The sequence below is a fragment of the Lipingzhangella halophila genome (assembly GCF_014203805.1).
GTDB classification, from domain to species: Bacteria; Actinomycetota; Actinomycetes; order Streptosporangiales; family Streptosporangiaceae; genus Lipingzhangella; species Lipingzhangella halophila.
In genome coordinates this window covers 1148846-1165726 of record NZ_JACHJT010000001.1, presented here as the reverse complement: position 1 = coordinate 1165726, position 16881 = coordinate 1148846, and the positions used below count along the sequence as shown (strand labels likewise).

The 16881-nt window shown below is 70.4% G+C and carries 15 protein-coding genes; 7 read left to right on the top strand and 8 right to left on the bottom strand.

The window, feature by feature from the left end; genetic code table 11:
- Positions 1-335: 335 nt before the first annotated feature.
- The 4 genes from F4561_RS05255 to F4561_RS05240 form a co-directional block, all read right to left on the bottom strand.
- The gene (locus F4561_RS05255) at positions 336-2852 is read right to left on the bottom strand and encodes an FtsK/SpoIIIE family DNA translocase (RefSeq protein WP_184575306.1); all 2517 of its coding nucleotides are present in this window, start codon (positions 2850-2852) and stop codon (positions 336-338) included.
- Between the two features lie 69 nt (positions 2853-2921).
- Complete coding sequence (locus F4561_RS05250; protein WP_184575305.1) at positions 2922-4607, bottom strand: ribonuclease J; 1686 nt, start codon at positions 4605-4607, stop codon at positions 2922-2924.
- Entirely contained in the window at positions 4604-5581 is a 978-nt protein-coding gene (gene dapA, locus F4561_RS05245; RefSeq protein WP_184575303.1) for a 4-hydroxy-tetrahydrodipicolinate synthase, read from the bottom strand. The genes F4561_RS05250 and dapA overlap by 4 nt, the downstream gene beginning before the upstream one ends.
- Before the next feature lie 364 nt (positions 5582-5945).
- Entirely contained in the window at positions 5946-6329 is a 384-nt protein-coding gene (locus F4561_RS05240; protein ID WP_184575301.1) for a phage holin family protein, read from the bottom strand.
- A 369-nt stretch (positions 6330-6698) separates the two neighbouring features.
- Between F4561_RS05240 and F4561_RS05235 the strand changes: the two genes are divergently transcribed.
- The 7 genes from F4561_RS05235 to F4561_RS05205 all read left to right on the top strand — a co-directional run bounded on the left by F4561_RS05235 (position 6699) and on the right by F4561_RS05205 (position 13428).
- Positions 6699-7196, top strand: coding sequence for a GNAT family N-acetyltransferase (locus F4561_RS05235; protein ID WP_312885153.1), 498 nt, complete (start codon positions 6699-6701; stop codon positions 7194-7196).
- 147 nt (positions 7197-7343) lie between these two features.
- Positions 7344-8216: a 1,4-dihydroxy-2-naphthoate polyprenyltransferase gene (locus F4561_RS05230; protein WP_184575299.1), complete on the top strand. Its 873-nt coding sequence runs from the start codon at positions 7344-7346 to the stop codon at positions 8214-8216.
- A gap of 128 nt (positions 8217-8344) precedes the next feature.
- Positions 8345-8899 (top strand): hypothetical protein, encoded by a 555-nt coding sequence (locus tag F4561_RS05225; RefSeq protein WP_184575297.1) that lies wholly within the window; start codon positions 8345-8347, stop codon positions 8897-8899.
- Complete coding sequence (locus tag F4561_RS05220; RefSeq protein WP_184575295.1) at positions 8883-9530, top strand: OmpA family protein; 648 nt, start codon at positions 8883-8885, stop codon at positions 9528-9530. Before F4561_RS05225 ends, F4561_RS05220 begins: the two co-directional genes overlap by 17 nt.
- Before the next feature lie 456 nt (positions 9531-9986).
- The gene (locus F4561_RS05215; protein WP_184575293.1) at positions 9987-10772 is read left to right on the top strand and encodes an IclR family transcriptional regulator; all 786 of its coding nucleotides are present in this window, start codon (positions 9987-9989) and stop codon (positions 10770-10772) included.
- A 204-nt stretch (positions 10773-10976) separates the two neighbouring features.
- Positions 10977-12473 carry a glycerol kinase GlpK gene (gene glpK / locus F4561_RS05210; RefSeq protein ID WP_184575291.1) on the top strand — a complete coding sequence of 499 codons (1497 nt, stop codon included), beginning with the start codon at positions 10977-10979 and terminating at the stop codon, positions 12471-12473.
- 208 nt (positions 12474-12681) lie between these two features.
- On the top strand, positions 12682-13428 hold the full coding sequence (locus tag F4561_RS05205; protein ID WP_184575289.1) for an MIP/aquaporin family protein: 747 nt from the start codon (positions 12682-12684) through the stop codon (positions 13426-13428).
- A gap of 27 nt (positions 13429-13455) precedes the next feature.
- On the opposite strand, the gene F4561_RS05200 is transcribed toward F4561_RS05205, so the two are convergent.
- The 4 genes from F4561_RS05200 to F4561_RS05185 form a co-directional block, all read right to left on the bottom strand.
- Entirely contained in the window at positions 13456-14157 is a 702-nt protein-coding gene (locus tag F4561_RS05200; protein WP_184575287.1) for a hypothetical protein, read from the bottom strand.
- A 497-nt stretch (positions 14158-14654) separates the two neighbouring features.
- Positions 14655-15416: an urease accessory protein UreD gene (locus tag F4561_RS05195; RefSeq protein WP_184575285.1), complete on the bottom strand. Its 762-nt coding sequence runs from the start codon at positions 15414-15416 to the stop codon at positions 14655-14657.
- Positions 15416-16144 carry an urease accessory protein UreG gene (gene ureG / locus F4561_RS05190; protein ID WP_184575283.1) on the bottom strand — a complete coding sequence of 243 codons (729 nt, stop codon included), beginning with the start codon at positions 16142-16144 and terminating at the stop codon, positions 15416-15418. Before ureG ends, F4561_RS05195 begins: the two co-directional genes overlap by 1 nt.
- On the bottom strand, positions 16137-16829 hold the full coding sequence (locus F4561_RS05185) for an urease accessory protein UreF (protein ID WP_184575281.1): 693 nt from the start codon (positions 16827-16829) through the stop codon (positions 16137-16139). The genes ureG and F4561_RS05185 overlap by 8 nt, the downstream gene beginning before the upstream one ends.
- Positions 16830-16881: the final 52 nt, after the last annotated feature.

Sequence of the window (16881 nt, the reverse complement as noted above, 5' to 3'; positions counted from 1 at the left end):
CCATCGGGGTCGGGGCGCTGCGCGCGTCCCGCCTCTCGAAGCGGTCCGTAACGAACCGCTGAGCACGTCTGAATCCACTCTGCCGACCACAGTTCGCGACTGTGCGATGACACACCGGGGCAACGCGTTAAAACTCGGTCAACCAGGCAGTAATCCCCACACCGACCGGGACGTGTCGAGGTGACCGGCTACGGCCGCGTCAACCACCGCGGGCCTGACCGATCTCCCCTGGGCCAGTGCGGTCCAGGGGTGAGAGATGCGGTCCAGGGGGTTGAGAGACGGACCTCGCGGGGGGCAGAGCCCGGTTGGTCACCCTGATACCACGCCCGCGGTCGTCACGTCTGCTCGCCGCGCAGCTCGGCGAGCACACCCGGCAGGTCATCCGGCTTGACAAGGACGTCGCGCGCCTTGGACCCCTCGCTCGGTCCCACAACGCTGCGGCTCTCCATGAGGTCCATGAGGCGTCCCGCCTTGGCGAACCCGACACGCAGCTTGCGCTGCAGCATCGACGTGGAGCCGAACTGCGTGGTGACCACCAGTTCGATGGCCTGCGTGAGCAGGTCGAGATCGTCACCGATCTCCTCGTCGATCTCCTTCTTGCGCGCCTCGGCGGTTCCGATGTCCTCGCGGAAATTGGGCTCGGCCTGCTTCTTGCAGTGGTCGACGATCCCCCGGATCTCCTTCTCGGTGACCCAGGCGTTCTGCAGCCGGATGGGCTTTCCCGCTCCCATGGGCAGGAAGAGAGCGTCGCCCTTGCCCACAAGCTTCTCGGCGCCGGGCTGGTCCAGAATGACCCGGCTGTCGGAGAGGCTGGATGTCGCGAACGCGAGCCGCGACGGCACGTTCGCCTTGATCAGGCCGGTCACTACGTCGACGCTCGGCCGCTGGGTGGCCAGTACCAGGTGGATGCCCGCCGCCCGGGCGAGCTGGGTGATCCGGACAATGGCGTCCTCGACGTCGCGCGGCGCGACCATCATCAGGTCCGCCAGCTCGTCCACGATGACCACCATGTAGGGGTAGGGCTCGTACTCGCGCTCGCTGCCCGGCGGCGCCGTGAGCTCCCCCGTGCGTACGGCGGCGTTGAAGTCGTCGATGTGCCGGTACCCGGACGCGGCCAGGTCGTCGTACCGGCGGTCCATCTCACCCACCACCCACTGCATGGCGTCGGCGGCCTTCTTGGGGCTGGTGATGATCGGCGTGATCAGGTGCGGGATGCCCTCGTACATGTTCAGCTCGACCCGCTTGGGGTCGACCAGGATGAGGCGCACCTCGTCGGGGGTGGCGCGCGTCATGATCGAGGTGATGAAGCCGTTGATGCAGGTCGACTTGCCAGCACCGGTAGCGCCGGCGACCAGCACGTGCGGCATCTTGGCGAGGTTCGCCACCACCGTGGCGCCCTCGATGTCCTTGCCGAGACCGACGACCAGGGGATGGTCGTCGGAGGTGGCCGAGGTGGACCGCATGACGTCGCCGAGGCTGACGATGTCCTTGTCGGTGTTGGGGATCTCCACACCGATGGCCGACTTGCCCGGGATAGGCGACTGGATCCGGACGTCGGTGCTCTTCACCGCCAGCGAGATGTTCTTCGAGAGCGCGGTAACCTTCTCGACCTTGACCGCCGGGCCGATCTCGATCTCGTAGCGCGTGATGGTCGGCCCACGCGTGAAACCGGTAACCTCGGCGTCAATTTTGAACTGGTCCAGGACCCCGGTAAGCGCCTCGACTACGGCATCGTTGGCCTTGGTGCGCGCCTTGGGTTGACTGCCGGGCTTGAGCGTCTGCGGCGGCGGGAGCTCGTAGTCGCCTTCGACGACACGCGCGGGAAGCGAGAGCTGCTCCGCGCTCTCGGGCGCCGGGGTCGGCTCCGGAGCGGGCGCCGGCGGCCGGACCTTCTCCTCGGTCGCGGCGACGACCGGGGTGTCGTAGGGCCGCTCGGAGCTGCCGGCGACGGTCTCGCTCTCGCTGACCGGCTCGGCGCTCGCCTCGGCCTTCTTCCGCTTCGGCCGCGGCTCGCGGGAGCGCTTCTGCGGGGGGTCGCCGCCGTCGAGGATGTCGACACCGGAATTGGGGCCGTCGTCGCGCCGCATCAGCTCGCCGAAGAGCCGCTGCATGCGCTCCGGGATGCGGTAGACCGGTGTGGCCGTGACAACGAGCAGGCCGAACACCACAAGCATGCACAACAGCACCCCGGTGACCCACGGGGTGATGAGCAGGCTCAACGGCCCCGAGGCGGCGAACCCGATCACCCCACCGGCTCGCTGGATCTCCTCCTGCCCCTCGGCCGGCCACGGCACCCCGTGGCCGATGTGGATCAGCCCGAGCAGCCCGACCACCAGCGCCGAGGACCCGATGAGCAGCCGGCCGACATCGGTCTCGCTGTTGCCCGGGGTGCGCATAAGCCGCCAGGCGAACGGCACACAGACCAGCGGCAGCACCGGCGAGAACGTGCCGAACGCCCCCACGACAACGGTACGGGTGATCTCGGGCAGCGGGCCGCTGGTATCCCACCACACGGCCGCGGCGATGAGCACCCCCAGCGCGAGCATGACCAAACCCAGGCCGTCGCGCCGGAGATCGGGGTCGAGGTCGCGCGCGCTGCGCCCTACAGCGCGCGCGATACCGCCCACGGTGTGGGCGAGGAGCTTCCAGACCAGTAGCAGCGCCTGGGCGATCCCGGTGAACAGCATCGCGACAGGGCCCTCGGCGGGAGCCTTCTGCTGGGGGCCGCGGGCACGCGTCGCGGACGACGATCCCGACGGCTTGCGGGACGCCGAACTCTTCTTGCCCGAACCGCCGCTCTTGGACGCTCCGCCACCGGAACGCTGGGGGTTTTTGGGCGCACGGGTGGCCATGGAGCGCAGCCTACTACCGGTGCCACCAAGAACGGCGCCGGTCTTCCGGCGTGTCGGGGCGCCCCGGAGTCAGATCTCGACGATCACCGGGACGATCATGGGACGGCGCCGGTAGGTCTCGTTCACCCACCGGCCGGTCCTGCGCCGCACGAGCTGGCGCAGCTGCGCGGGATCGGTGATGCCGTCAGCCGCCGCCTGTTCCAGCGACTCCTGGACCTTGGGGATCACGTGGTCGTAGGCCTCGGCGTCGATACCGGAGCCCCGGGTGTGGATCTCGGGCTCCCCGATGATCTTTCCGGAGGTGGAGGACACCGCGACGACCACGGAGACGAAGCCCTCCTCGCCGAGGATCCGGCGGTCCTTGAGAGCCGACTCGGTGACATCGCCAACGGAGGCGCCGTCGACGTAGACGTAGCCCGCGTCGACCGCTCCGACAATCCGCGCCGTGCCCTCGTACAGGTCGACAACGACGCCGTCCTCGGCGATGACTACCCGCTCGTCGGGCACTCCGGTGCGCCGGGCCAGCTGCGCGTGCGCACGCATGTGCCGCCACTCGCCGTGCACGGGCAGCACGTTGCGCGGCTTGACCATGTTGAGCACGTACATCAGCTCGCCCGCTGGGGCGTGCCCCGAGACGTGCACCAGCGCGTTGCCCTTGTGCACGACTTTGGCGCCCCAGCGGGTGAGGCCGTTGATCACCCGGTTCACCGAGTTCTCGTTGCCCGGGATGAGCGAGGAAGCGAGCAGGACGGTGTCGCCGGCCTCGATACGGATCTGGTGGTCGCGATTGGCCATGCGGGTCAGCGCCGACATGGGCTCACCCTGCGACCCGGTGGAGATCAGGACGGCCTCACCGGGGTCGAGATCGTCGAGGTCCCGGACGTCGACCATCAGGTCAGCGGGGACGAACAGGTAGCCGAGGTCGCGCGCGATGTTCATGTTGCGGACCATGGAGCGCCCCACGAACGCGACCTTGCGGCCGTGCGCCTTGGCGGCGTCGAGCACCTGTTGCACGCGGTGGATGTGCGAGGCGAAGCAGGCGACGATGATGCGCTGGTCGGCCTGGCTGAAGACGTCGTCGATGACACCGGAGAGGTCGCGCTCACTGGTGACGAAGCCGGGCTCTTCGGCGTTGGTGGAGTCGCTCAGCAGCAGGTCGACGCCTTCGGCGCCGACACGGGCGAACCCCGCGAGGTCTGTCAGGCGGCCGTCGAGCGGAAGCTGGTCCATCTTGAAGTCGCCGGTGTGCAGCACCGTGCCGGCGGGGGTGCGCATGGCGATGGCGAGAGCATCGGGAATGGAGTGGTTGACCGAGAGGAACTCCAGGTCGAACGCGCCGAACGAGCGGCGTTCGCCTTCGGCGACCTGGATCGTCTCGGGCTTGATCCGGTGCTCCCCCAGCTTGGCGATCAGCAGCGCCAGCGTGAGCCGCGAGCCAACCAGCGGGATGTCGGGCCGCTCGCGCAGCAGGAACGGCACCGCGCCGATGTGGTCCTCGTGGCCGTGCGTGAGAACGAGGGCCTCGACGTCGTCGAGCCGGTCGCGGATGTAGTCGAAGTCGGGCAGGATCAGGTCAACGCCGGGCTGCTCCTCCTCGGGAAACAGCACACCGCAGTCGATCAGCAGCAGCTTGCCGTTGTACTCGAAGACGGTCATGTTCCGGCCGATCTCACCGAGACCGCCCAGGGCCACCACCCTCAGCGCGCCGGCACCGAGCGGGGGCGGCGGACCGAGTTCGGGGTGCGGGTGACTCATGCGGATCCTTCCGTAAGCCGTTCGACTCCCACTGCGCTGGCCGGCACCGCCTGGTGCGGGGCGAGCCCGATCGGGCCCTTGACGCCCGCCGCCGCGAGGTCCTCGCGCAGCAGCGCCTGCAGCTCGGAAGAGGCGTCAGCCAGCGGGGTCCGGACCGACCCTCCGGGTAGCCCGAACATGTTCAGCACCGCCTTGGTGGTGATCACGCCCTGGGTACGGAAGATCCCCGTGTAGACCGGGGTGAGGCGCCGGTGGATCGCAAGGGCGCGATCGACGTCACCGGAGGAGTAGGCGTCGATCATGTCGTGCAGGTCGCCGCCGACGATGTGGCCGACCACGCTGACGAACCCGACCGCCCCAACCGAGAGCAGCGGCAGGTTGAGGATGTCCTCACCACAGTAGTAGGCGAGGTCGGTGCGTTCCATCACCCACGAGCTGGCGCCGATGTCGTTCTTGGCGTCCTTGTTGGCGACGATGCGGGGGTGCTCGGCCAACCGGACCAGGGTCTCCGAGGCGATCGGCACGCCGGTGCGGCCGGGGATGTCGTAGAGCATCATCGGCAGGTCGGTGGCGTCGGCGATGGCCTGGAAGTGCCGGATGAGCCCCTCTTGGGGCGGCTTGTTGTAGTACGGCGTGACGGTCAGCACGCCGTGGGCGCCGGCCCGCTCTGCCGCCTCGGCGAGCTCGATGCTGTGGCGGGTGTCGTTGGTCCCCACGCCGGCGACAACGATCGCGCGGTCGCCCACGGCTTCCAGGACGGCGCGGAGCAACCGGTCCTTCTCGTCGTCGCTCGTCGTCGGGGACTCACCCGTGGTGCCGCTGATGATGAGCCCGTCATTGCGCTGGTCGTCCACCAGGTAGTTGGCGAGCCGGGCGGCGCCGTCGTAGTCGACCTCCCCGTTCTCCTGCATGGGCGTGACCATCGCGGTCAACATCTGGCCGAATGGCGCGTTCGGCGAAGTGCTGCCTACCATCGCGTTCTACAGGCAGTGCCGTCGGCGTGCGGTCGACGGGGGAGTCCTTCCCGTACTGCCTTTCCTCCTCTCAATGGACCCGGGTGAACGTCGCGTTTGCCTCGAAGCACCGGGCAGGGTCGTCCATCGCCCCCGCCTGAGGAGGCGTGACACTCCCTCCACGCAGGGCAGGTTGGGAGTCTCAGGGCAAACGTACCGCGCCAACGGCGCGCTGCACGCCAGTCCCAGCCGGCCGAAGCGCATTGTACGGACATATCGCCGTTGCGGGCTCCGCTGGGCGTGTTACCGCCCCCGGCCCGCGCCGGCCACCGGCCGGCGGCGCATCGCAGCGCCGAGCGCGGCCGGCCGTGAACGTGTGGCGCGGCTAATCGCGCTCGTCGCCGTCCGGCAGGAACATGCTGAGCAGCCAGCTCACCACCGCGATGACGATCGCGCCCCAGAAGGCCGGCCAGAAGCCTTCGATGGTGAAGCCGAGACCGAGCAGGTTCGCCGCCCATGCCGTGAGCAGGAGCAGCAGCGCGTTCACCACCAGGGCGATCAGGCCCAGGGTGAGGATGTAGAACGCGCATCCCACGGTCTTCACGATCGGTTTGATGATGGCGTTGACGAGGCCGAAGATGGCCCCGACGGCCAGATAGACGACGATCTGGTTCGCCGTCGACTGCGCCGTGACGTTGATTCCGTCGATCAGGAACACCGCAGCCCACAGGGCCACCGCGTTCACGATTACTCGGATGATGATGCTCACGGACCCGATGTTCCCATGGACGTGCGCGTGCGGAAACCGCAGAGCACGCGGATCGGGGAATCTCCGGGGTTTCCACCGAGGGGGTCGCACTGCGGCCGGGCACGGTCCCGCCCGCGGTTCGGCCGGCTTTTGCCAGCGCACGCAGAGGGGCACGGCTCTGGTACGGCGGGGACCGATGTTTGGCCGCGCCCGGCACGGCTGCGACGATGCGTAGCGACAGCGGTTACCCGCCACCCAGGACGAGAGAACAGAGACCACATCGTGTCTGCGTCAGCGTCAGAGCCACCGGCTGCCTCCGCATCCTCTCCGGACCCGGCGTCCGGCCAGCGGTTCGTCCGTTCCGCCCGGAGTTCCGACATTGACACCATTGTGGGGATTCAGGTCGCGGCGTGGCAGTCGATGTACGCCGACGTGCTGCCCCCTGCGGTGCTGGCGGAGCTGGCCGGCTCCGAGGCGGGCGAGCGGTTCCGCGAGGAGTGGCGCGGCTCCTTGGAGAGCCCGCCCACGTCGTGGCACCGGATCCTGGTGTCCACCGAGCGCCGTACGGTGGTCGGCTTCGCGGCGCTCGGTCCTGCCGGGGACCCCGACCGCTGGCCGGCGACCGACGCCGAGATCTACGCGCTGCACGTCGACCCGGACCACATCCGGCTCGGGCACGGCAGCCGGCTGCTCAACGCGGCCGTCGACCACCTCACCGATGACGGATTCCGCACAGTGCACGTGTGGACCCTGGAAGCGCCGAACCCGCTGCGCTCCTTCATCGAGGCCACCGGCTGGAGTCCCGACGGGGCCCGGCGCGAGCTGGACGTTGGCGAGAGCGTTGCCATGATCCGGTTCCACGCCGCGATCAGTGAACAGGACGCCTGAACGGTCGCCATCCGCGCGCGGCGCGCCAACGGAACCCGGGCGCGGCGGCCAACGCTCGCATAGGCGGCGCTACCGTTAAAGCGCACGCATGAGCACCGGTTCCGGCCCGAAGGCCGGTCCGGCGAGAAGGAGAGAAAGGGCCGACGCGTGGCCACGCTCACCCAGTGGAGCGCGGGAGCACGCCCGCGCACGCTGCCGAACTCGATTGTGCCGGTGGCGGTCGGCACCGGCGTCGCCGTCGGTGCTGGCACGGCGGTGTGGTGGAAGGCACTCCTCGCGATGGTCGTCGCACTGGCGCTGCAGGTCGGCGTGAACTACGCCAACGACTACAGCGACGGCATCCGGGGGACCGACACCGAGGAGCGTGTGGGCCCCACACGGCTCACCGCGACGCGCCTGGCCCTGCCGCGCCAGGTGCTCACCGCGGCCTGGGCGGGATTCGCTGTCGCCGCGGTCGCCGGGCTGGCCCTGGTGGCGACCTCGTCGTGGTGGCTGCTGCTGGTGGGCGCGGCGGCGATCGTGGCCGCCTGGTACTACACCGGCGGCAGCCGGCCTTACGGGTACCGGGGGCTCGGCGAGCTGTCGGTGTTCGCGTTCTTCGGCGTCGTCGCGGTGGTGGGAACGGTCTTCGTCCAGGCGGGTTCGGTGCCGTGGCACGGCTGGGTGGTGTCCGTGCCGGTCGGTCTGCTGTCGTGTGCGGTTCTGGTGGTCAACAACCTGCGCGACATCCACACGGACGCCGCGACCGGGAAGATCACCCTGGCCGTACTCATCGGTGAGGCCGGGACGCGGCGCCTGTATCTGGTCTGCCTGGTGGCCGCGTTCGCGGGCACGATGACCACCGCCGCCGCGAGCCCGTGGGCGCTCATCGTGGTGCTCGCCGCACCGTTGGCGGTGCGGCCCGCCCGCCGCGTCATTGGCGGGCAGGCCGGCAACGACCTCATCCTCGCCCTGGGCGAGACGGGAAAGCTACAACTGGCGTTCGGAGCGCTCCTCACCGCGGGGCTGGCGCTGGGTTGAGCCGCGCGGGGGGCGGGCCCCAAGGGTGGGATCCAGCACGGGCGTGTCATGTTCGGGCCGTGTCCGGCCACTGTTGTTCCCTCTCCGGAGGGTGCCGGCGGCGTGGGCACTCCGTACACTTTCCAACCATGAACTCCGCTACATCCCCACTACGCGCGGTGCTCGTGCTCACCTCCAGCGCGTTCCTACTGGCCGGGTGCGGCTTCTTCGGTGACGACGGCGGCTCTGATGACACTTCCGATCCGGTCAACGCTGGCCAGGTCGATCCCGGCGAGGAGGAGCCCCGGGAGACCCTGGCGAGCCAGGACGTCAACACGCTGGAGACCGACCTCCACATCGCCGTTCACGAGCTCGCCCGGGGTGCCGAGACCGTGGAACTGACCTTCTCGGTCACCAACATCGGCGACAACGAGAGCGAAATCGTCCACGGTTGGCTCGGCTCCGGTGGGGACGCGGACGTCTCCGGCGTCAAACTGGTCGACCCCACGAACGGCAAGGTCCATCTGGTCGCGCGGGACGCCAACGACGCCTGCGTCTGCTCCACCTACGGCGGCACCGACCGCTTCGCAACGGACGAGTCGATCCTGTACAGCGCGACCTTCGGCGCTCCCCCCGAGGACGTGGAGACGATGGACGTCCAGATTCCCACCGCTGGAACGTTCAATGATGTCGAGCTCAGCTAGTTCCCGCGCGCGGCTGGTGATCCCCTCGTTCACCCTGGCCGTCCTGGCCGTTCCGGCGGCAGCGGCCGCCGACGGCGAGGGCTCCCCGAACGAGTCCGTGGCGGAGGTGGAAGCGGGTGACGTGGCCGAGGCTCCCATCCATGACCTCGACGCGCCCGTCAACGGCATCGACGCTCCCGTGCAGGACCTGACCGCACGCGTCGAGGACCTCACCGTTGCCACCGAGAGCGAGGATGGTTCACTCACCGACGCCGAGAACGACGAGGAACGCACCGTGACCCTCGCCGCGGATGTGCTGTTCGAGTTCGACGAGGCCGAGCTGACCGACGACGCCAGCCAGACGCTGGAGGACGCCGCGCGCATCCTGGAGGAGGAGGCCGACGGCACGACCGTCAACATCGACGGCTACACCGACGCCAAGGGCGCGGACTCCCACAACCAGCCGCTGTCTCAGGACCGGGCCGAGGCGGTCGAGCGGGAACTGGACGAACTGGTCACCGGCGTCGACATCACCTATGAAGTCGAGGGGCACGGTTCGGCGGATCCGGTGGCGCCCAACGAGATCGACGGCGAGGACAACCCCGAGGGCCGGGAGAAGAACCGCCGCGTGGAGATCCGCTTCCCCAGGTGACGCGACCGCGCACAACCGCTCCGGCGGCGCGCCGCCCCTCCCCGCGGCTCGGGGTGCGTCCCGCCGCGCGCCGCCCCGCTTTGGCACGGCCACGGCTCGACCGGTTCGGGGATGCGGCATGCGAGGGCGGACCCGCGGTTCTCCGGTAATGACCGCCTGTGGCCAGGCCTGTGCAGCGCCAACGTGTGTGGGTAGCGCTCTCCGCCGTGTAGCGTGCTGCTCATGTCCCGCGGGAACGGCAGCGCGGACCCTCCGGCGGGGTCCGAGAGGAACCGCCGGGCGGCGGTCCGCCCTCCTCGCTGACACCGTCCCGCTGGGCGGCACCGGCGGCGTGCCCCCTCCCCGTACGCCGCCGGTGCTTTCCCGCTGGTCCCTTGGCCCTCCCGGCGTTGCGCATGTCACATGACGAGTAGAATCCGCATGTGACATTGTCGTACTAGGGAGTGATGAACCCAGATGCCTGGCCGGATCCAGTCGATCGAACGCGCCGCCGCAATCCTGCGGCTGATGGCCGGCGGCGCCCGCGGGCTGAGTCTCGCGGAGATCTCGCGGTCCCTTGACCTACCCAAAGGGACCGTGCTCGGGATCCTGCGCACCCTGCAGCACGTGGGCTTCGTGGAGCAGGACGACGCGACCGGCCAGTACCAGCTCGGCGGGGGTGTGCTGCGGCTGGGCACCCGCTACCTCGACGGCAACGAGCTTCGGACCCGCGCGCTGAACTGGGCCGACTCCCTGGCCGCGCGCAGCGGAGAGAGTGTGCGTATCGGCACGCTGCACGAGGAGCAGGTGCTGGTGGTGCACCACGTCTTCCGCCCCGACGACAGCCGGCAGACGCTCGAAGTCGGAACGCTGCTGCCACTGCACGCCTCGGCGCTGGGCAAGACGCTGATGGCGTTCGACCCGCTCGCGGTCCCCGAGGAACCCTCGGTGGAGACGGCGGTGGAGGCCGCGGAGCTGCCCGGCTACACGGCGCACACCATCACGTCCTTCACCGCGCTTATGGCCGAGCTGGAGAGCGTGCGCGCCAACGGGTGGGCGGCGGAGCTGGAGGAGCTCGTCGACGGCGAGGTCGCCATCGCCGCGCCCATCCGCGACCGCCGCGGCACCGCTGTGGGCGCTATCGGACTCTCCGGCGCGGTGGAGCGGCTCCGCGATGACCGGGGACTGCGCATGGACCAGGTCTCGTACGTGCGCGACGCCGCCCGCTCGATCTCCCGGGAACTCGGCGCGCACCCCTGGTAGCTCCCGGGCCCGTGTTGGGCGAACCGGGACCGGGTTCCGAACCTGATCGCCACTCGCTTCCCGCTTGACAGGAGCGGGAGAGCTGGATCACACTTTTCGCAACGCGTACTACATTGTCGTACAAAATGCGAAATTCCCGATGTAACCAGTACCAGGGCCGCCCAGAGGGCCGTTCCATCTTCTTCCGCCGGAGGCGACACTCGGATGACCACGCAGTACGTAGCCGCGATCGACCAGGGCACCACGTCCAGCCGGTGCATCATCTTCGACTACGACGGCCGGATCGTCTCGGTCGGCCAACGGGAACACCAGCAGATCTTCCCCCAGCCGGGCTGGGTCGAGCACGACGCCTCCGAGATCTGGGACAACGTCCAACTTGTCGTCGAGGAGGCCCTGGACCAGGGGTCGATCACCCGCGACCAGCTCGCCGCCGTCGGGATCACCAACCAGCGCGAGACCACGGTCGTCTGGGACCGCGAGACCGGCGAGCCGGTGCACAACGCGATCGTGTGGCAGGACACCCGGACCGACGACCTGATCCACGACCTGGCCGGAGTCGTCGGCCAGGAGAGGTTCCGCGAACGCTGCGGGTTGCCGCTGGCCACCTACTTCTCCGGCCCCAAGCTGCGCTGGCTGCTGGACAAGATCCCCGGGCTGCGGGAGCGCGCCGAGCGCGGTGAGCTGCTTTTCGGGACCATGGACACCTGGCTCATCTGGAAGCTCACCGGCCGGCACGTCACCGACGTGACCAACGCCAGCCGCACCATGCTGATGAACCTGCACACGCTGGACTGGGACTCCTCCATCCTGGAGGAGATGGGGATCCCGGCGGGATTGCTGCCCGAGATCGCCTCCTCCGCGGAGGTCTACGGCGAGGCCACCGGCTTCCTCTCGGGGGTGCCCGTGGCCTCGGCGCTCGGCGACCAGCACGCCGCTCTGGTCGGCCAGACCTGCTTCGACCCCGGCGAGGTCAAGGGCACCTACGGCACCGGGACGTTCCTCGTTCTCAACACCGGGACCACACCGGTGATGTCGTCGAACGGGCTGCTCACCACGCTCGGTTACAAGATCGGTGACCAGCCCGCGGTCTACGCGCTCGAAGGGTCGATCGCGGTCACCGGATCGCTGGTGCAGTGGATCCGGGACAACCTCGGGCTCATCTCCAGCGCGCCCGAGGTCGAGACGTTGGCGCGCACGGTCGAGGACAACGGCGGCTGCTACATCGTCCCGGCGTTCTCCGGGCTGTTCGCCCCGCACTGGCGCAGCGACGCGCGCGGCGTGATGACCGGGCTCACCGGTTACGTCACCAAGGGACACATCGCCCGTGCCGTGCTGGAGGCCACCGCGTGGCAGACCCGCGAGGTCGTCGACGCGATGGGCCAGGACTCCGGTGTCGACCTCGCGAGCCTCAAGGTCGACGGCGGGATGACCGCGGACAACCTGCTTATGCAGATCCTCGCCGACGTGCTGGGCATCGAGGTCGTGCGCCCGATGGTCGCCGAGACAACCTGCCTCGGCGCCGCCTACGCCGCCGGCCTCGCGGTGGGCTACTGGCCCGACATGGAGACGCTGCGCGCCAAGTGGCACAAGGCGGCGGAATGGTCCTCGGCGATGGACCCGGAGGTCCGCTCCCGCGAGTACCACAACTGGCAGAAGGCGGTGCAACGGACGCTCAACTGGATCGAGCGCGACAACGCCTGACAGCGCCGCACTCCCCCGATTCCCGACCCACCACCGCCGCATCCCGCCGCGCGCGCTCCCACCCGTGTCACGCCGGGTGGGAGCGCGGGGCCGGTGCGGCCCGGGGCTCGGCCGCCCCACCCCCCGCACCGCGCTTGGGTCCCCGGCGCGGTGACCGCCTTCCCTTATCCCCGGGCATCACCGCCCCGGTCCATCCGCGGAGGTCACCATGGTCTATCTGGCCGAATTCGTCGGAACGGCAATTCTCACCCTGCTCGGTTGCGGTGTCGTCGCCGGCGTGCTGCTCAACAAGTCCAAGGCGCAAAACGGCGGCTGGATCGTCATCACGTTCGGCTGGGGCCTGGGCGTCGCGATGGCGGTCTACGCCGTCGGCCGGATCAGCGGCGCGCACATCAACCCGGCCGTGACCCTCGGTCTGGCCTCGATCGGCGAGCACCCCCTACCGCAGGTTCCGGGCTACATCGCCGCGCAGCTCGCCGGGGCCTTCTTCGGGGCCGTCCTGGTGTACCTGGCCTACCTGCCCCATTGGAAGGTCACGGAGGACTCCGGCGCCAAGCTCGGCGTCTTCAGCACCGCGCCCGAGGTCCGCAACATCCCGGCCAACTTCACCACCGAGGTCATCGGGACCTTCATGCTGGTCTTCGGGATCCTGGGGATCAACGGCAACGCGGGAGAGATGGCCGACGGCGGGGTTGACCTGTCCTCGCTGTTCGCCACCGGTTTGGCACCGCTGCTCGTCGGTCTGCTCGTGCTGGCCATCGGCCTCTCGCTCGGCGGCCCGACCGGGTACGCGATCAACCCGGCACGTGACCTGGGCCCGCGCATCGCGCACGCGCTCCTGCCGATCCCCGGCAAGGGCGGCTCGGACTGGAGTTACGCGTGGGTTCCGGTGGTGGCTCCCGCCGTGGGCGGCATCCTGGGCGCCCAGGTGTTCCGCGCCCTGTTCGGGGTCTGAGCCATCCTGCGGCACAGTCAGTCAGCCCTAGCATGGGCCGGGGCTGACTGTCCCCTGTGGGACCGTGGCGGGCTCGGCGGCCAGCTCCACGTTGGCCGCCAGGGCCCGGCGCGCCCGCCTGCGGTAGAGGGCGGTCAGGGGGGCGGAAACGAACATGGACACGCCCAGCAGCACGCAGCACCCCCAGAAGAGGGCCTCGGCTGTCTCCTCGGCGCGCCACGCGAGCACGAATTGGCTGCCCCACATCAGGAGCATGAGGACAGCGACCAGTGCCTGCCACACCGGATTGCCCGCCCACGACAGCCAGCGTGGGGTGCGTTGTTGCCAGCGCAGCATCTGCCGCGCCTGCCAGACGACCAGACCCGCGGTCGTGGGGTCGTCGGCCGCCGCCCCCCTACGCAGCAGACGCCTGGACGCGCGAAGCCGCGCGCGGGACGCCGGGTGGGCCTCGGCGCTCTCCGGAGGAGGAAGGGCGACGTTACGCTGTGCGATCCAGATGAATATCCCCATCGCGGCCCCGAAGGGCACGCTGCCGAACAGCCCAAACACCAGCGCCAGCGGGACGCGCACGGATCCGAGCGCACCGGTACCCAGGTACAGGTAGCTGAAAATGCCCATTCCGAGCCCGAACAGCAGGCCGGCGACGAGGCCCGCCACCCACGCCACGAGTGTGGGGCGTTGGTGGAGAAAGCGCTGGTAGCGCAGAGCGAGGGGCTCCGTGGGGGGCATATTGGTCTCCTCCGTTACGGCGGACAGAGCTCAGGTCTCGCGGCGTCCCTATCATGTTTCGCGACCCGCATGGCCGCCGGTCTCCTGGCCCCTGGCCGCCTCGGCCAGCCGGGGATCCTCCAGCGCCACCCCCAGCGCACCGCCTGCCGTACCGCCTTTTCTCCCGGGCAGCGAGGCCAGGGGACCCACCATCGCGCCACGGGGCCATTCCGCACCCTCCCCTGGCTAGTAGTACTTCGTTAAGTGCCTGGGGTTCGTGGGGCTGGGCGTTGGTCGTGCGGATGTGGTTTCTTCGTAGCTCTCTGGGGTTTCGGTGGTGTGGGGTGGTGGGGAAGGGCGCCCGGTGTGGTTCGGTGCCCCTCACCTGGCGCGGCCCCCATTGCCGTGCCCCGTGTGGGTCGGGCGGGAAAGCCGCGAGACTCCACGCGCTCGTGCAGGAGCCGAATCCGCACGACCAACGCGATGAGCCCGGCATGGGGGCACTTAACGAAGCACTACTAGCCGTGGCCGCCCCATGCTTGCCAGACGGGAGCCAGCTCCGCGTCGGCCCGGTAGGTGCGCCGGGCGGCGGAGCGCCACAGCGCTCCCGGGCCGGCGAGGTCCAGGCGGTCCGCGCCCACCGGCAGGCCGGGAACGCGGCCGAACAGGCCCACCTGGCCGAGCACCCGGGCCGGGCCGATGATCCCGGGCAGCTCCCGCTCACCGACGTCGCGCAGGTCGAGATCCTCCACCAGCAGCTCCGCGCCCTCGTGCTCGACGCGGGTACGCGAACGCAGGGCACCGCCCTGCTCGCCCGCCCGGCCCAGCACCAGCGTCTCCCACCACAGCAGCTCGGCCCCGGGGGCGAGCACGACGTCGATCTCGCGCAGCACGTCGGCGCCGCTGGAGACAACGAACGACGGCTCGTACCAGGTCATCCGGCCGCCCTCAGCGACGGTGACCCGGGCGCACCAGGCGGCCCGGCCGCCGCGGGCGTTGTAGGCGAGAGTCCCGTTCGGGTCGCTCAGCTCCAGCTCGGCCCCGGGCCCCACGTCGACGCGGAGGTCCACCTCGTCGCCGGCGCACAGCGACGCCCGGACTCCGGTGAGCGCGACCCGTTGGGCGGTCCCGGGACGCCGCATCGCGCACGGCGCGAGAAACGTTCCGGTGCGCAGCGCCACGGGGCGGGTGCGGTCCCCGCTGCGCGCCACCGAGACCACGGTGGGGACGCTGGGCACCGGTTCGCCGCGCACCGGCCGCTCCGCCGTTACCGCCGCCATCAGTGGCTGTGCCCGGGTGCGTGGCCGTGGCCGCGGCCACGCTCGGATTCACTGTGGCTGTGCGGCGCCATCGGGCCGGGGTCGCGCGGGGTGTGCCGGCCGCCGCGGTGGTCGGCGAGGATGTCGCGCACCCAGGAGCACAACCGCTCCACGGAAGTGGCGTCGGAGCGCGACAGGGCCAGCACGGGCCGACCGTCCCGGGCCTTCTCCGCGTCGGCCACCATCCGTTCGACCTCCACCCCGACGAACGGGGCGAGGTCGGACTTGTTGACCACCAGCATGTCCGCACGGGCGATGCCGGGACCTCCCTTGCGGGCGACGTCCCCGCCGCCGGCGACGTCCAGGCAGAAGACCTGCGCGTCGACCAGCGCGGGGCTGAACGTCGCGGTGAGGTTGTCCCCGCCGCTCTCCACCAGCACCAGGTCCAGAGGGGCGAACTCCTCCTCCAGGTCCTCCACGGCGTCGAGGTTGGCGGTGATGTCGTCCCGGATCGCGGTGTGCGGGCAGGCGCCGGTCTGCACCGCGTGGATCCGCTCGTGGTCGAGGACACCGGCCGAGCGCAGGAAACGGGCGTCCTCGTCGGTGTAGATGTCGTTGGTGACGACGGCCATGGCCAGCTCGCCGGACAGCTCGCGGCACAGCGCGGCGATGAGCGAGCTCTTGCCGGTCCCAACCGGCCCGGCCACGCCGAGACGCAGCGCCCTCGTGGATGTCGGGTTCTCAGGCAACAAAAAGCCTCCTAGCAGCGTGAGCGTGCGCGCCGGCCCAACGGTCGAGCAGCGGCGCGGAGCGGGCGGGCAGCTCCCGGGGTCCGGTGGCGGCGACGGCGGCGCGCACCGAGTCCTCGATGTCGGGCGCGGCGTCGAGCACCCACCGGGTGGCGGCGATCGGGTCGCCGGGCCGGAGCTTGAGCGCGGCGGCGGCGACGCACTGCGCGTCGTCGTAGAGCGCGGCGCGCGCCACCTGGTCCGCACCCATACCGAGGGCGGAACCGAGGGCGCCGAGCGCGATCGGGCGCAGCACCCGCAGCCCGGGCGTACTGGCCGGCGCGGTGCCCAGCGCGGCCACGGCGTGGTGCTCAGGGGCCAGGCCGCGTGCCAGCCGGGCCAGCCCGCGGCCGAGCGACGCCGAGGCTTCGCGCAGCGCCCGGCTCGGGGTGCGGGCGGCCAGCGCGGCCTGGATCGGCGCGAAGTCGACCGGTGTCCCCAGCGCCGCGCGTACGGCGAGCACGGCCGCCGCGGCCTCTGTCCGGGCCACGCCGCCCAGCCGGGCCCGGATGTAGTCGGGGATCTCCTCGGCGCGCATGCCGGCCGCCAGTGCGCCCTCCAGGGTGCCCGAGTGCGCGTGCCCTCCGGTGGGCAGGCGCGCGTCAGCGAGCAGCAGCGGCCCCAGCGCCCCTGTTCCGTCCAGCATGCCCCTCCCCGGGTCGTCCACTACGGAATGCCTCCTTCGGATCAGCAGCCGG